11 protein-coding genes are annotated in these 15,144 nt (G+C 60.3%); 6 read left to right on the top strand and 5 right to left on the bottom strand.

Annotated elements, in window-relative coordinates; genetic code table 11:
* The first annotated feature begins 11 nt into the window (after window positions 1-11).
* The 5 genes from IEW06_RS16160 (at window position 12) to IEW06_RS16140 (ending at window position 4,340) form a co-directional block, all read left to right on the top strand.
* Complete coding sequence (locus IEW06_RS16160) at window positions 12-443, top strand: cupin domain-containing protein (RefSeq protein WP_187731785.1); 432 nt, start codon at window positions 12-14, stop codon at window positions 441-443.
* 121 nt (window positions 444-564) lie between these two features.
* Window positions 565-993: a cupin domain-containing protein gene (locus IEW06_RS16155; RefSeq protein ID WP_187731786.1), complete on the top strand. Its 429-nt coding sequence runs from the start codon at window positions 565-567 to the stop codon at window positions 991-993.
* Window positions 994-1,100: 107 nt separating this feature from the next.
* Complete coding sequence (locus IEW06_RS16150; RefSeq protein ID WP_188548587.1) at window positions 1,101-1,529, top strand: ester cyclase; 429 nt, start codon at window positions 1,101-1,103, stop codon at window positions 1,527-1,529.
* A gap of 36 nt (window positions 1,530-1,565) precedes the next feature.
* Entirely contained in the window at window positions 1,566-3,680 is a 2,115-nt protein-coding gene (locus IEW06_RS16145; RefSeq protein ID WP_188548586.1) for a tetratricopeptide repeat-containing sensor histidine kinase, read from the top strand.
* Between the two features lie 132 nt (window positions 3,681-3,812).
* Window positions 3,813-4,340 (top strand): ferritin, encoded by a 528-nt coding sequence (locus IEW06_RS16140; RefSeq protein WP_187731790.1) that lies wholly within the window; start codon window positions 3,813-3,815, stop codon window positions 4,338-4,340.
* Between the two features lie 138 nt (window positions 4,341-4,478).
* Here the strand turns inward: IEW06_RS16140 and IEW06_RS16135 are convergent, their stop codons facing one another.
* Together IEW06_RS16135 and IEW06_RS16130 are read right to left on the bottom strand one after the other, a co-directional pair.
* Window positions 4,479-5,363: a DNA/RNA non-specific endonuclease gene (locus tag IEW06_RS16135; protein WP_188548585.1), complete on the bottom strand. Its 885-nt coding sequence runs from the start codon at window positions 5,361-5,363 to the stop codon at window positions 4,479-4,481.
* Window positions 5,364-5,583: 220 nt separating this feature from the next.
* Window positions 5,584-6,117 (bottom strand): GNAT family N-acetyltransferase, encoded by a 534-nt coding sequence (locus IEW06_RS16130; protein ID WP_187731791.1) that lies wholly within the window; start codon window positions 6,115-6,117, stop codon window positions 5,584-5,586.
* A gap of 399 nt (window positions 6,118-6,516) precedes the next feature.
* Between IEW06_RS16130 and IEW06_RS16125 the strand changes: the two genes are divergently transcribed.
* Window positions 6,517-8,562 (top strand): HelD family protein, encoded by a 2,046-nt coding sequence (locus IEW06_RS16125; RefSeq protein ID WP_188548584.1) that lies wholly within the window; start codon window positions 6,517-6,519, stop codon window positions 8,560-8,562.
* Window positions 8,563-8,977: 415 nt separating this feature from the next.
* On the opposite strand, the gene IEW06_RS16120 is transcribed toward IEW06_RS16125, so the two are convergent.
* The 3 genes from IEW06_RS16120 to IEW06_RS16110 all read right to left on the bottom strand — a co-directional run bounded on the left by IEW06_RS16120 (window position 8,978) and on the right by IEW06_RS16110 (window position 15,081).
* Entirely contained in the window at window positions 8,978-10,456 is a 1,479-nt protein-coding gene (locus IEW06_RS16120) for an FG-GAP-like repeat-containing protein (protein ID WP_188548583.1), read from the bottom strand.
* Between the two features lie 582 nt (window positions 10,457-11,038).
* On the bottom strand, window positions 11,039-13,126 hold the full coding sequence (locus IEW06_RS16115; protein WP_188548582.1) for a kojibiose hydrolase: 2,088 nt from the start codon (window positions 13,124-13,126) through the stop codon (window positions 11,039-11,041).
* A gap of 188 nt (window positions 13,127-13,314) precedes the next feature.
* The gene (locus IEW06_RS16110) at window positions 13,315-15,081 is read right to left on the bottom strand and encodes a glycoside hydrolase family 13 protein (RefSeq protein ID WP_188548581.1); all 1,767 of its coding nucleotides are present in this window, start codon (window positions 15,079-15,081) and stop codon (window positions 13,315-13,317) included.
* Window positions 15,082-15,144 lie beyond the last annotated feature (63 nt).

Raw genomic sequence — 15,144 nt, 5'->3', positions numbered from 1 at the left:
ACTATTTCCTCATGAAAAAAGAAATTATTTGCCTGGGCCACACCCTGACCCTGCACGCATCCTCGGGCGACTACGATTTGCTCGAAGGTGTCACCCTGCCGCAGGTACCCGGCCCGCCGCCCCACCACCATGCCCGCTACCACGAGCTGTTCTACGTGCTGGACGGCCAGCTTGAGTTTCTGGTGGATGGCCAGCCCGTGCCGGTGCGGGCCGGCGAATCGATTGATTTGCCCCCCAATACCGTGCACACCTTCAGCAACGTGGGTGCCGAGCCCTGCCGGTGGCTGAACGTGCACAGCCCCAAGGGCTTTCGAGCGTTTTTTGAGGAGTTCGGCATTGAGGCGGCTCGGGAAGGCGCCTTTGCGGCCTCCGTGGACGCGCAGGTAATTCAGCAAGTAGTAGAGCGGGCTGCTAGCTTCGATATGCACCTCGCCCGGTCCTAAGCTGGTGGCCACACGACTCGGCTCGCGGCAGGAGACAGATCGTCCCGCTCAAGGCCTTGCTCTGTAGATGAAGGCAGTTGATAAACACTTACCAAATCGAAGGAAAATTACTACCTCCGACATGCCAGAACCCAAAGAAATTATTCGCGTGGGCGCCCTGGAGCTGCGCTTTTTGCTCGATGGCGACGATACCGACCAGCGCCTGGTCATGTTCGAGTTTTCGGTGCCGCCCGGGGCGAAGGTGCCCGCCCCGCACTACCACGAGGATGTGGACGAGCTACTCTATGGGCTGGCGGGCAGCATGACGACTACCGTGGCTGGCCAGGTGCGGGCGCTGGGCGTGGGCGAGTCGTGCTTTATCCCGCGCGGCGTGGTGCACCACCACGCCAACCTGGGCACCGAAACGGCGACGGTACTCACCGTGCTGACCCCGGCCCGCATTGGCCCGGCTTATTTTCGGGAGCTGGGGGCCCTGCTACAAGCCGGCGGCCCGCCAGACCCGGTCCGGGTGCAGGAAATTATGGCCAATTACGGGCTAGTCGTGGCGTAAACTCCGCGCCGTCGTGGCGGCTACCGCAGGCTGGGGGGCTTTTTCTGGCTGCTGGTGCTGAAGCCATTACGCAAAATCAATCCTTTCCTACCTACATCCTGAACGCCATGGCTGCCGCCGAAAACAAAGAATTTATGACTCATTTTATTGAGGAAGTCATAAACAAGAAGAACCTCCATGCCATCGACGATCTAGTTGCGGAAGACTTTACGGAACAGGTGCCGTTTCCGGGCCAGGGACCGGGCAGAGAAGGATTAAAGTTTGCTATTACAGCTATGCTCGCCGGCTTTCCTGACATGCACTGGACGGTGCAGGAACAAATTGCGGAAGGGGAAAAGGTGGTAACCCGATTCACCTGGACGGGAACGCACGCCGGGGCCTTTATGGGCATCCCCCCCACGAATAAAAAGGTGGAGGTGTGGGGAGTGGTGATGGACGTAGTGAGGAATGGCCGCTTTGCTGAAAGCAGGATACTCATGGATACCGTTGGGTTATTGCAGCAGGTAGGGGTGTTGCCTCCAGCGGCAGCGGAGTAAGGCCAGCTAAAATAAAATGACAACAAGCTGCTGGCCATGCGAACGTTATTGCTGCTCACCCTGCTTTCCACCTGTTTATTCCTAAGCCTGCTTGGGCTGCCGCAGCAGGCGCGGGCGCAAGACAGACCGACCCTGCCGGACAGCCTGCGCCAACGCTTACTATCCCAGCCCAACGATACCAACCGGGTGATGCTGCTCATCGACCTAGCGTTTAACTATCGTAATACCCGGCCTGATACGGCCTACCGGCTCGTGCAGCAAGGGTATGCGCTGGCCCGCCGCTTGAGCTATCCATTGGGCCAGGCGCATGCCCTCAATGTCATGGGGGCCATTATGGTGCAACTGGGCGATTACCCCCGCGCCATCCGGCTGATGCAACAGTCCGCGGATCTGAGTGAGTCATTGCTTAATCTGCGCCGGCAGTCGGTAGCGCACAATAACATGGCGGTAGCCTATATCGACCAAAAGGACTACGCGCAGGGCCTGAAGCACCAGCGGGAGGCCTTGCGGTTGTTTAAGCTGCATCAGCAACAGGCCGGTCGGCCGCCCGACTCGCTGCTCCACGCTATCCAGTACTGCAACCTGGGGGAGCTGTATGCCAATAGCGGGCAGGTGGATTCAGCCGAAGCATACCTACGTCTAGCCTTAGTATTTACACGAAATCCAGCCGCCCAGATGGTGCTGCCCAACACGCTGTACGTGCTGGGGGATATTCGCAAGCAACAAAACAATGTGGGCGAGGCATTGCGCCTGTACCGATGGGCCGGGCGCCTGACTCAGGACCCAGCTGAACAGAATATCATTTACTTGCGGCTGGCCACGCTGCATCAGGCAATGGGGGCACGCGACTCCAGCCTGATCTATGCCCGGCAATCACTCCGGGTCGCGCAGCAGAGCCAGTTTCTGACCGGCATTTTGCCAGCCAGCCAACTGCTGGCCCAGCTTTACGAAGGCCGCGACGACACCCAGGCCCTACGTTACTACAAGGTAGCCGTGGCCGCCAAAGACAGCCTGTTCAGCCAGCAAAAGGTGAAGCAACTGCTCACGATCCGCTTTGAGGAGCAGCAGCGTCAGCAGGAACTGGCGGCCACCCGCCAAGCGTACCGAGAACGCTTGCGCAGCTACGGCCTGGCCGTAGCTGCGGGCGTTGGGCTACTGGTGGCGCTGCTACTTTGGCGCACAACGCGGCGGCAGCAGCGCAGCAATGCCTTATTGAGTCAGCAAAAAGGGGAGCTGGACGCCCAGCGCGCCCACGCCGAGCAGGCCTACCAGGTTCTGCAAACCACCCAAGCTCAGCTCATTCAGAAAGAGAAGATGGCCTCCTTGGGCGAGCTAACGGCCGGCATTGCCCACGAGATTCAGAACCCGCTGAACTTCGTCAACAACTTCTCGGAGGTCAGCGCCGAGCTGCTCGACGACCTAGCCGCGGAGCATCAGAAACCCACCCCTGATGCGGCCTGTGAAGCGGCGCTGCTGGCCGATCTGAAAGCCAACCTACTCAAGATCAACCACCACGGCCGCCGCGCCGACACCATTGTGCGGGGCATGCTGGCCCACAGCCGCCAAGCTGCCGGCACCAAACAGCCGACCAAACTCAACCAGCTTACCGATGAGTATCTGCGCTTGGCCTACCAGGGCGCACGCGCCAAGAATCCCGATTTCCGCTGCGACTTGGTAGCGGAGTACGACGAGCGACTTGGTTCTCTGGCCGTCGTGCCCCAGGACATCGGGCGGGTGCTCCTCAACCTATTCAGCAATGCCTTTTACGCGACCCAGCAGCGCTCTGAGCAGCAGGAAACGGGCCATGACTACCAGCCCCAAGTACGGGTGCGGACGCGGCGCGGCGCACAGACCGTGGAAATCCGCGTGTGGGACAACGGACTCGGAATACCGGCGGGGGTTCAGGAGAAAGTGTTTCAGCCGTTTTTCACGACCAAGCCGCCCGGGCAGGGCACCGGCCTAGGTTTGTCGCTGAGCTACGAGATCATCACCCAGGGCCACGGCGGCACCTTGCAAGTGCGCTCGGAGGAGGGGCACTACACCGAATTTAGCCTGCATTTGCCCCCCGAGCCGGTAAGGCCGGAGCCAGCACAATCCTCACGGCAGTTCCCCGCGATTCTTCTTCCGGTGCTGATACCCCTTCTCTGGTGAGTTACTCTCGGGCTGATAAGCCGCCGCGCTTGGACAGCCTTATCCTTTCCAGGCCCTGTTCCCGTATAGGATAGCAGGTGGGACCGGGCGGGCCGCACCGTTCCTGTTTCGTGGTGTTAACCCAGCTTTACGATGCTCACAGCTCCGCTGCAAGACGCGCTCAACCAACAAATTGCCCTGGAGGCCCAGTCCTCCCAGGCCTACCTAGCCATGGCCTCTTGGGCCGAAATTCAGCCCGGTCTGGACGGGGTAACGACTTTTTTCTATCAGCAAAGCCAGGAGGAGCGGGTCCATATGCTCAAGCTCATCCGCTACGTCAACGAGCGCGGCGGCTTTGCCCTAGTACCCGCCCTAGCGCAACCGGTTCTTACCTTTCAATCCCTGCAGCGGGTCTTTCAGGACTTCCTGCACCACGAGATGGCTGTCTCCGCCAGTATCAACGATCTGGTGGGCCTGGCCCTTCATGAGCGGGACTTTGCCACCCACAACTTTTTGCAGTGGTACGTCTCGGAGCAGCTGGAGGAGGAAGCACTGGCCCGCACCCTCAACGACAAGCTCGAGCTGGTGGGTGACGACAAAAGCGGCATTTACCTATTCGATAAAGACATCCTGCTCTTTCGCAGCCACGTCGCCGCCAAGGGCAACGCCGCCCCCAGCTAAGGGCCACTCGGCGCGGGAAGTGGCCCGACCAACAAAGGTGCGGACCAGCCGCCAGCAGGTGCAGAGATACAACAACTTGATGGGCACAAAAAAGCCCCCCACCCGAGGGGCGAGAGGCTTTTCGTGCCTCCACCGGCCTTAGCTTGTCGGCCCGGCGTCCACTCTTGCCTCGACGGTGCTCTGCACGGTGCTCGAGACGGCCGAGAGAATGTTGTAGCCCGTGGCCGCTTCAATGGCATCGACCGTGGTGCGGTAGCTGCCCCAGCTCGTGCTGAGGGTGTTCGTGTTGGGCATATCCACGGCAATCACGCGCGTGCCGCTGCTCACCCGACTCGCGTCTGAGGAGCCCTCGGGCAGCACGACCACAACTTTCCAGGTGCGTGCAGGCACCGTCACGCGGCCCGCATCCAGTGTCGTCTTGTAGCCAGCGGAGCCCGTGCCCCCCTTGCCATAGCTGCCGGCAATCACGTACAGCTCGTAGCCCTGACCCACCAGTGTGCGGCAGTAATTCTCCAGATTTGCCCAGGTTTGCTGGTTGTTGGTCGGCGCCTGGGGCATCATATTGGTCATTTTAAAGGTGGCCGAGTTATCGGCAATCGAGGCCGTGCGATCCGCCGATGGGCACAGGTGACCCCGATCGAAGCCCGAGCCGGAATAGCTGGTGCTGGTCACGCGGTACCAGCCCGTGGGCAGGGCGGCGTCCGTGGAAAAGTTGTCCTGGCGCGGGGTGCTGCCCAGCCAGGCGCTGCTCAAGTGCCAGCTGACCCAGTTCGGTACCCCCCGGTCGCGGTGGTAAGACATGGTAAACTGAGATTTCACGAGCAGGTAGTTCCAGTAGTAATACGGGTCGGCGATGGCGCCGCTGGGATTGCCCAGGGCCAGATGGCTGTCGCGGGTAGCATCCTGGCTACTAGGCGCCGCGGTGGGCGAGGGAACGGGGGCCACGAGCTCGTCTTTTGAGCAGGAAACGGCCAGGGTTAGCAGCACCAGCAGGGTGCTCAGGCGGGTAACAGTACGCTTCATAGAACAGGGGTTAGGGGATGGTGGCAAGGTCAGGCAAAGGTCTTCCGGCTAGCCTGAACTAGGCGGCGTCCTAGATTAGGGATTTATTATCAATTTATTACCACTTGACCCGGCAGTTGCCGCACCAGCCACCCAACAGCCGGCAGCTGTACCCTGGACTTTTTTAATACATGCCCATTGCCGATTCGGTCATCCAGACACGAGTATTGGGCCGCAAAACTCACGCAGTCCAGGTCGGTTTTTCTATTGCGTACACAAAGTTGAGCTGGGGCGACTCGCCGTAATAGGCCACTTCCTGCTCGGCAACCTTGGTGGCGCCCAGCCGCTGGATGGCGATTTGTGAGCGCACGTTGCCCGCCCCAATGTGAAACCGGACCGTATCCACGAACTGAAACACATAATCCAGCAGCAGGCGTTTCACGGCATGGTTGACGCCGGTGCCCCAGGACTGCCTGCCGTAGAAGGTGTAGCCGATCAGGATGCTGTTATCGGGGGCATTGTAGTCGTAGAGGCGGGTGCTGCCCAGCGTGGCGCCCGTCGCTTTATCCACCACTTTAAAGGCCCCGCCGCTCTGCATGGCCCCCTCGAAAAAGGAGGTAAATACCTCTTGTCGCCAGCGGTCCTTATTGGGGTGCTGTTCCCAAATCTTAGGGTCGGCCGCAACGGCGTATAGGTCCGCAAAGTCTGCCGCCTGCAAGGGCAGCAGCCGGAGAGTATCGGTTTCTAAGTGGGGTTGCAGTGAGAAGGGAGGCATGGCAGGAAAAGATGAAGGGTAGGGAATCGGGCGCGCAGGCGCTAACCAAAGCTGGGGACGAAGATTGGAAAAGTACGTTTTATACGACGCTTTTGGCGCTATTCGGTCGCGGGCTATTATCTACGTCTCTTGAGAGAACTTGTAGGAAGGCAGTGCTATGGGTGCGGGGACGCCGAAGAACGCCTGGGGGGCTTTTTTCTAAGAGGCTGCCTCCCATACGGTTTGCTAACGCCGCCCTTCTTGAACTCTAAGGCTGCGTGTTGATAGTTTAATAGCTTCTGAGGAAAAAAGCCCCCTAGCGTCATTGGAGGCCCCGCCACCTAATAAAAGAGGCCGGATGCTTCAACCGACCGGGATTTGAGGCCACCTTTGCCGTCCACTGTCAAAAAGCCCCCCAGGATGAACGCAACGGAGCAAGAAGAGAGAGAATACCTGGAAGTAATTAAGGAGAAGCTGACCGTGGCCATTCGGCGGGTCGATGATGCCGTCAAGCAATTTTCCCACGAGCTTCGGGAGAAAAAGCAGTACCTCCACGAACACCAGTCCAGCCTGGACGACGCCGACATGGTCGCCGCCGACCAATCCATTAACCGCATGGCTTTTACGGGCGAAGCGGCCGTGGCCCGGAAGCACAAGCTCCTCAAGCTAGGGCAGTCGCCCTACTTTGGCCGCATTGATTTTGCCCCCCAGAATAAGGTAGCGTTGCCCGTGTACATCGGGATGTACTCCTTCGTCGATGAGCAACAGCGGCAGGGCCTGATCTACGACTGGCGGGCCCCCATTGCCTCCCTGTTCTACGACTACGAGTTGGGGGCCGCCTCCTTCACCACCCCGTCGGGCCCCATCCGTGGCACCATTGCGCTAAAGCGGCAGTACAAGATACGGGACGGCCGCCTGGAGTTTATGATCGACAGTGACGTCAACATTCACGACGACGTACTGCAGCGGGAGCTGGCCAAGTCCTCCGACGATAAGATGAAGAACATCGTCGCCACCATTCAGCGGGACCAGAACGCGGTGATCCGCAACGAAACCGCGCAGGTGATGGTCATTCAGGGCGTGGCCGGCTCGGGCAAAACCTCCATTGCCTTGCATCGCCTGGCCTTCCTGTTGTATCGCTATCGGGACACCATCAAAGCCAAGGATTTGCTCATCATCTCGCCCAACAAAGTTTTCGCCGACTACATCTCCAACGTCTTGCCTGAGCTGGGGGAAGAGCACATCCCCGAGCTAGGCATGGACGAGCTAGCGGCCGACTTGCTAGAAGGCAAGTACCCGTTCCAGTCCTTCTTCGAACAAGTGTCCGCGCTGCTGCAGGACCACGACCCGGCCTTCATCGAACGCATCCGCTTCAAGTCTTCCTTCGACTTCCTCAGCCAGCTAAACCAGTACCTGCTCCACATTGAGAATCACTACTTCGCCGCTACCGACCTGCGGGTGGGCCCCACCCTCGTCCCCGGGGCGTTTCTGGTGGCCAGGTTCAAAACCTACCACCGGGTGCCGCTCTTAAAGCGATTGGCGCTGGTTGCCGAGGATGTGCGCGCCTATGTCCGGGACGCCACCCGCCGGAAGCTAACGGGGCGGGAGAAGGCAACAATCGGAGAAGCGATTTTCCGCCTGTTCAGGTTTCAGCAGGTGCTGGATTTCTACCGGGATTTTTATCGCTGGATCGGTCGGCCCGAGCTGTTTAGGTACGACCAGCGCACGCGCTTGGAATACGCGGATGTCTTTGCCCTGATCTACCTGCGCCTGCGCCTGGAAGGCCTGAGTGCCTACGACCAGGTCAAGCACCTGCTGGTGGACGAGATGCAGGACTATACCCCCGTGCAATATGCCGTGTTGTCGCGGTTGTTCGCGTGCCGCAAAACCATTCTGGGCGATGTCAGCCAGACGGTGAATCCCTACAGCGCTTCCTCCGCCGAAACCATCGAACGGGTCTTCCCGCAGGCCGACGTAGTAAAGCTGTACCGCAGCTACCGCTCCACGGTCGAGATAACGACCTTTGCGCAGCGCATCACGTCCAATCCTCACATCATCCCGCTGGAGCGGCACGGACCGGAGCCCGTCGTGGTGCGCTGCGGCAGCCCAGCCGAGGAGTGGCAGACCATTCAGCAGCTGATCACGGACTTCCAAGGCTCCAGCCATCAGTCCTTGGGTATCATCTGCAAAACCCTGCGGCAGGCTCAGGAGGCCTATCGAGTGCTGCAAGCCCCCGCGGTTCATTTACTTACCGAGGAATCCACTTCCTTCACCGAAGGCATCGTCATCACCACGGCCCATCTGGCGAAAGGACTGGAATTCGACGCGGTGCTGGTTCCTTTTGCTTCCGCCCCGACGTATAAAACGGAGGTAGATAAGCGCATGCTCTACGTAGCCTGCACGCGGGCCATGCACCAGCTCACCCTGACGCATACCGGGGAGCTCACCGCCTTCTTGTCCGTCTGAAACGCGGTCTAGGCTACTCCCTGGCCGATAAAACCCACGGGGCCACGATTCCGCGTATTAGCACCGGCGCGCCGTGCGCGCCGGTGCCATTAGTGAGTTAGCCGGGATGTGCCCGCCAATACCGTTGTGGCAAGCACCCCCGCCTAAGTGATTGAAGCCATTGACGCGGTTGGGGCAAGCTAGCAGGTGTTCTCCTGACCACGGAGCGAAAAAGGATGCACCCGCTAGCTGCGGCCGGCTACTCCTCAGTCCGCTCAGCCGCTGATCGGCCATCGGATCAGGCTGGCGCCGTGGCTTAGAAATGCCCCCTAGCAATACGCCACCTAGCGCCTATGCCCCTAAGTGCGGGGTTTCCGCCCACAGGTGATGACTGGTTGCCTTCCAGGGGAATTTGGGTAGAAAAGAGGCCAGCACGTTACTGGTTGAAAGCGATGCGAATGAGGGAGGAAGCGGATTCCACGCCTGCCACGAAATCCACGTCGGCGTCGCCATCTAAGTCGCCAATTGCCAGCCCGTGAACAGTCCTTCCCAACGCCACCTCCGACCCGCCGGCAAACGTGCCGGCGGTGTTAAATCGCACACTGACGTTGCCGCCCTGCAAATTGCCGGTGAGCAGGTCTAAGTCGCCGTCGCTGTCCAAATCGGCTAGGCGCAGCTGCTCGGGGTAATTCCCGACCGAAACGGAAGCGCCCGTGGGGGCAAACTGTCCTTGTCCGTTGTTGAGTCGGGTTTCGACGGTATTGCTGCCGGCGCAGCCCGCCAGCAGGTCCAAGTCGCCATCCCGGTCCAGGTCTGCCAGCGCCACCGCGGCCGGATTGTTGGGCATCAGGGTAGCAGCCGCAGGGCCGAAGGTGCCATTGCCCTGGTTGCGGCAAGTATAGATGTACCCCGACGAAAAACCCGTGGTAAGCAGGTCCAGGTCCCCATCATTGTCTACATCGCCCAGGGTAAGGGCGCCCGTGCCGCCGGCCACCGCCACTTCGGAGCCCCCGCCAAACATCCCATTACCCTGGTTGAGACGAACGCTCGCCACGGTTTGCCCGTTGCTGTTCGTGTGCACGACCAGGTCCAGGTCGCCGTCGCTATCCAGATCGGCCGTGGCCAGGGAATAGGCTGTAACCAGGACGGGCACTTCCGAGCCGCCCCCGAAATTGCCGCGTCCATCGTTGAGGCGCACACTAACCGCATTGCTCCCGCCGCCCGCCGCCAGCAGGTCCAGATCGCCATCGCTGTCCAGATCGGCCGTCGCCACCGCCCAGTCGCCGCCGCCATTGCCGACCCGCACAGCCGTGCTGCCGCTAAACGTACCCTGCCCGTCGTTGAGGCGCACCGCCACTTGGTTCGAGGAGACACCCAGACTGCCGCCCAAGGGAAAAAGCAGGTCGAGGTCGCCATCGCTGTCAATGTCGGCGAGCGCCTCCCCCCCTGAACCGTAATTCCGGGGGACACTGCTTCCCGTAGTGAAGGTGCCCCGGCCCGGCCCGGTGGCCGCTGTCGTAAACTGCAGCACCTGCGGTTGTACTGCCCGCCCGTTGGTGCCGCGCACGGTGGCCGGTACGCTCACGCTCACGGGCTCGCCGGCAAAGAAGCCTCCGGCCACCGCCAGCGAAACTGTGCGGCCCGCAACCGTGGCCGTCGTTGCACGCCGCCCTTGGCGCTGGGTCCCGAGCACCGTGATGGCACCCGCGGTGGCGGGGTCTATAGGGGAAGAAAAGGTCAGGGGCAGCGGCGCGGTGTGTGGTACCGACGGCGCGTTGCGTAAGGGCGTATCCGGCAGCAGGTACGGGGCCTGAGCATTCTTGGGGGGCAAAATATAGTCTTCCAGCAAGTCACAGGAGGAGAGTAACAGGATACTACTGGATAAGAATAGGAGCGGGTAGAGTAGGCGTTTCATAGAAGTAACGAGTTAACATTGTGCTAATTATATGCTAAATATGTGGCCGAGAACTATCGCAGGGCTCAAGCGCGCGGGTGTGGTTAGCGTGAGCTGGCACCTCACTCGATGGGGTCGGTGCACAGGAGAACGGGGTTGTCATCGCGAGCCAAGGCGCTCAATTACCAAACCGACGGGCTGGGAACAGACGGGAACCAAGAACTTATTACTAGCATAATATACAGAAAGTATATAATAAAATTGGCAACGTACCGCCTATCCTTAAGCCTTCTGGTTGCTACCTGGCATGACCCCGCGAGCTGGGAGCTAAGTGCCTCTACTTCGAGTAGCACGCAGGTAGAGGATAAAAATATCAGGCGGCGCGGTGGTTACGGCTCGTTGCCAGAGCAGGTGGCCCAAGGGACAAGATAGACGAGGCAAACACCAAGAAGGGTACCTACTGTGCCGTGACTTAACTCGCTTTGTACCAACAGCTCAGTATCTGACAAAGCGCAGGGCTGTAGCTGTCAAATTCTGCTTTTCTACTCTTGGGTACATCAACATATCCATCAGCAACTGTGGCGGCCGGGCCGCGGAGCGGCCTTAGCGGCCTACAGAATAGGTTTTGCGCTGCGTGCCCACGCCCGTAATCTTGACGGACTGCCAGCCCGCGGGCAAGGTGGTTTTGCTTTGCGTGATGCCGGTGGGCGTAATATTTAGCCCCCCAAACCCCATGAGTACGGCCTGCAAAACGCCCCCCGCGCCGGTAGCGAAGTAAGGGTTGGTGCCTCCCTTGGTTTCGGCAATGACCCGAAAGGGGGGCAGTAGATTAGGCTCGTAGGCATCTTTAAACCAATGCCGCGCCTTGTCGGCGTCGCCGAGACGAGCGTAGAGCAACGCGAAAATGCCCTGTGTCATGGCAGGCGTGCCTTCATTGGGAACGCGGGTTTCATAGTATGCAAGGTCCTTTTTGATCTGGGCTGGGGCCGTAATGACGTTCAGCGGGTAGGCCAGCAGGTTCACGTCGCCTTGCTTGATGCCTTCGCCTTTGTAAGTGGCATGCTCCCGGGTCACGCCGTCGGCCATTTTCAGAATCGGGATGTTGCGGGCCACGTGCAGCCAATCGGCGTTGGCCTTCAGGCCGAGCAGCCTGGCGGCGGCCGTGGCATTTTGCAAATTTACCTGGGCGGCGGCGTTAGTGAAGGCATCGTTGTCCACGTTTTCGGCCCACTCGTCGGCGGCTACCACGTTCTTGATGTCGTAGCGACCAGGGCCGTTGCGCTCCACGCGACTAGCCCAGAAATCGGCGGTGGCCGACAGGATGGGCCAGCCTTTTTCGCGCAGCCACTCCTTGTCCTGGGTCACGCAGTAGTACTGCCAGGCGGCCAGGGCCACGCAGGCGGAGATATGGTGCTCAAACGGGCCGCTCAGGGCCCAGACCGGGGTTTCCTCCACGCCCGTATCGGCGCTTTCCCAGGGGTACATGGCCCCCTGGTAGCCGTGGGCGAAGGCGTTGCGCCGGGCCGCCTCCAAGCGTTGGAAGCGGTACTCAATCAGGGACTTAGCGATTTGCGGGTGCATGACCGCCAGCACCGGAAACATCCACACATCGGTGTCCCAGAAAACGTGGCCATTATAGCCCAGCCCCGACAAGCCCATGGGCGAGGGCGAGTAGTCGGTGCCGGCCCGCGAAAAGCTGTAGAGGTGGTAGAGCATGCTGCGCACATCCTGCTGGGCCTGCGGGTCGCCCTCAATCTGGATGTCGCTCTGCCACAGCTCATTCCAGGCTTTGGTATGAAACGCTAATAAGCGGTCCTTGCCTTCGAGGCGGGCAAAGATGGTCAGGCGCTCGGCCTCATTCAGCGGGTCGGCGTGGTGGGCGCTGGTGATGGAGGAGCCGGTCACGGCGTAGGTGTAGGTCTGGCCGGCGGGCAGCTTTTTGCTGAACTTCATCAGGTGCATGTTGTTGTCCCACATCTCATGGATCACCCGCGGCTCCTGCCCGTGCGCCTCATTGAACAAAAAGCTGTTGGACGCGCAGAGCTGCAGCTTGCCCGTGGGGCTTTGGGCCGAGGAAGTGAGCAGGCTGAGCGTGACGTGGGGCCGGTCAATCTCGTTGTAGTAGTTCTGGGCGTCGCGCAGGGCGTCCGGGGTTTCCATTACGCTGGCCGCCGTCAGGGCAAGGTCCTTTTTGGCCGTTATCGACACATCCAGCAGCACCGTAAACGGCAGGTGGCGCAGGGCGTAGTAAGTGTAGCTAATGGTGGCCTTGTCCTGGTAGTCGAAGGTGGTGGTGAGGGCCGCGCGGCGCATGTCCAGCTCCTGGCGGAAGTTGCTTGCATCCTGGGGGCCTAGCCGCCGGTCGTCCACTTCCAGGTACATATTCAGCAGGTTGAAGCTGTTCAAGAAATTGCTCACCCGCCCCCGCCCGTACTGGTCGTAGGCCCCGGCCAGCACCACGTTCTTGACCTGAAACGGTGCCGGCGACGACACAATGCCGATCATGCCGTTGGCCACCGTCACGCCGTAGTAGTTGCCCGGGTCAATCTTATTCGCCGTAATGCGCCACGGGTCGGGCGTCTGGGCAAGAGTGGGGGGCAAAATCAACAGGCAAAACAACGCCAGCGCGCATAGGCCAACGAACCGCTTTTGGGGGGCTTTTTTGGGAAGCTGGGGGGCAAATTCCGGCATTTGGGAAGGGAAACGTGGGGTGGGAAGTAGTTGACTAAGAAGGTACCTGCGTTAGCTCATAAAATGCTGTAATGATGTAGAGACGCAATACTTTGCGTCTCTTCGTTGAACAACTGCCATACGGCGCGGGCGAGGAGACGCAAAGTATTGCGTCTCTACACGCGAATATGCACTAGCCAACTTAGGCGCTACCGCAGCGGCACCACCACGGCCTGCCACGGCTGCAGCGCCAAAGTAGCGGCCGGCGTGAAGGTAGGATAGTTGTTAAGCCAGGGCTGGCCACCGAGCTTCAGCGTAGCGGGCAGCGCCCAAGTGCGCTTGTCGGAGGAGAAGTTTAGCGCCACCAGCACCCGTTCCTGGTCCAGCGTGCGGGTGTAGGCGTAGATGTGCGGATTGGCTGCGTCGAGCAGCTGGTACTGGCCGTACACCAGCACTTTATGTTGGCGGCGGACGGCCGTAGCCCGGCGGAAATGATTTAGAATGGAATTGGGGTCTTTTTCCTGGGCGGCCCGGTTTATCTGCCGGTAGTTGGGGTTCACTTTTAGCCAGGGCCGGCCGGTCGTGAAGCCCGCGTTGGGGGAGGCATCCCACTGGAAGGGCGTGCGGCAGTTGTCGCGGGCGGTGCGCTTGGCGGTGGCCAAAAAGCCCCCCAGGTCGCCGCCCTGGTTTTTTACCTTCTGATAGCCGTTCAAGGTCGCCACATCGCGGTAGTCCTCGATGCGGTCGAAGCGAATGTTGGTCATGCCTAGCTCGTCGCCGTTGTAGCAGTAGGGCGTGCCGCGCATGGTCAGGATAAACGTGTTGAGCAGCTTAGCCGAGGCCGCCCGAAACGCGGGCCGGTCGTCACCGAACTTGCTGACCATGCGCGGTACGTCGTGGTTGGCCAGAAAAATAGAAAGCCAGCCTTTCCGGGCAAAAGCGCTGTCCCAGCGGGTGTACACCTGCTTGAAGTCGGTGAGCTTATAGCCCTCGGGCCCGTTGCCGATGTCCATGCCCTCGAAGTGGTAGGCCATGTTCAGCTCCCGGCGGGCGGGGTCCACAAACTTCATGGCCTCGGTGGGCGAGTCGCCCGCGCCTTCGGCCACGGTCATCACGGGGTATTTGCTGAGTACCTCGCGGTTCATCTCCTGAATGTAGGCGTGCAGGTTGGGGCCGCTGCTGTAGTATTTCAGAATCTGCTTTTCGTAGCCGGCCGGAAACGCCGGGAAGGTCGTGTCCTTGGCCACGTACTGAAAGGCGTCCATCCGAAAGCCGTCGATGCCCTTATCCAGCCAAAAGCGCATGATGCTGTGCACCTCCTGGCGCAGCTTGGGGTTTTCCCAGTTCAGGTCGGGCTGCTTGCGCGAGAAGTAGTGCAGGTAGTAGGCGTTGGTGAGCGAATCGTATTTCCAGGCGTCACTGTTCACGTCGAAGAAGCTGTAGCGCGGCGTGGGCTTGCCCTTCTCGGCCGGCCACCAGTGGTAGTAGGCGCGGTACGGATTCTGGCGCGAGCTGCGCGCTTGTTTAAACCACTCATGCTCGTCGCTGCTGTGGTTTACCACCAGGTCCATCACCAGCTTCAGGCCGCGCTCATGCAGTCCCTTGAGCAGCGCATCGAAGTCCTGCATGGTGCCGAACTCGGGCTGAATCCGGCGGTAGTCGGAGATGTCGTAGCCGTTGTCGTCGTTGGGCGAGGCGTAGATCGGGTTCAGCCAGATCGTCTCCACACCCAGGCTCTGGAGGTAGTCGAGTCGGGAAATAATGCCGCGCAAGTCGCCCACGCCGTCGCCGTTGCTGTCCTGAAAGCTGCGCGGATAAATCTGGTAGACCACCGTTTCCTTCCACCATTTCTCGTTTTGGCTTTGGGCCGTCGGCTTGGCCGCTGGGGGGCTTTTTTCAGTGCTCTCCTGCGCCTGGCCGCAGCCCCATAGAGCCAGCAGTAGCGTGGCCAGCAAGCTTATCGCGAGGATTTTCATACCGAATGCTCAAGGTGTCAGACCACAAATAAAACCGGCCGCTGGCCGCTGCCGTTTTGCAGC

This window comes from Hymenobacter qilianensis, assembly GCF_014638675.1.
Lineage (GTDB): Bacteria > Bacteroidota > Bacteroidia > Cytophagales > Hymenobacteraceae > Hymenobacter > Hymenobacter qilianensis.
The sequence above is the reverse complement of the archived record's forward strand: the minus strand, read 5'-3'. Positions and strand labels throughout refer to the sequence as shown.

What these genes read in the sequence shown, in the direction of transcription:
- IEW06_RS16160 (WP_187731785.1), top strand. Translation starts at nt 12, where the DNA reads ATGAAAAAAGAAATTATTTGCCTGGGCCACACCCTGACCCTGCACGCA.
- IEW06_RS16155 (WP_187731786.1), top strand. Translation starts at nt 565, where the DNA reads ATGCCAGAACCCAAAGAAATTATTCGCGTGGGCGCCCTGGAGCTGCGC.
- IEW06_RS16150 (WP_188548587.1), top strand. Translation starts at nt 1,101, where the DNA reads ATGGCTGCCGCCGAAAACAAAGAATTTATGACTCATTTTATTGAGGAA.
- IEW06_RS16145 (WP_188548586.1), top strand. Translation starts at nt 1,566, where the DNA reads ATGCGAACGTTATTGCTGCTCACCCTGCTTTCCACCTGTTTATTCCTA.
- IEW06_RS16140 (WP_187731790.1), top strand. Translation starts at nt 3,813, where the DNA reads ATGCTCACAGCTCCGCTGCAAGACGCGCTCAACCAACAAATTGCCCTG.
- IEW06_RS16135 (WP_188548585.1), bottom strand. Translation starts at nt 5,363, where the DNA reads ATGAAGCGTACTGTTACCCGCCTGAGCACCCTGCTGGTGCTGCTAACC.
- IEW06_RS16130 (WP_187731791.1), bottom strand. Translation starts at nt 6,117, where the DNA reads ATGCCTCCCTTCTCACTGCAACCCCACTTAGAAACCGATACTCTCCGG.
- IEW06_RS16125 (WP_188548584.1), top strand. Translation starts at nt 6,517, where the DNA reads ATGAACGCAACGGAGCAAGAAGAGAGAGAATACCTGGAAGTAATTAAG.
- IEW06_RS16120 (WP_188548583.1), bottom strand. Translation starts at nt 10,456, where the DNA reads ATGAAACGCCTACTCTACCCGCTCCTATTCTTATCCAGTAGTATCCTG.
- IEW06_RS16115 (WP_188548582.1), bottom strand. Translation starts at nt 13,126, where the DNA reads ATGCCGGAATTTGCCCCCCAGCTTCCCAAAAAAGCCCCCCAAAAGCGG.
- IEW06_RS16110 (WP_188548581.1), bottom strand. Translation starts at nt 15,081, where the DNA reads ATGAAAATCCTCGCGATAAGCTTGCTGGCCACGCTACTGCTGGCTCTA.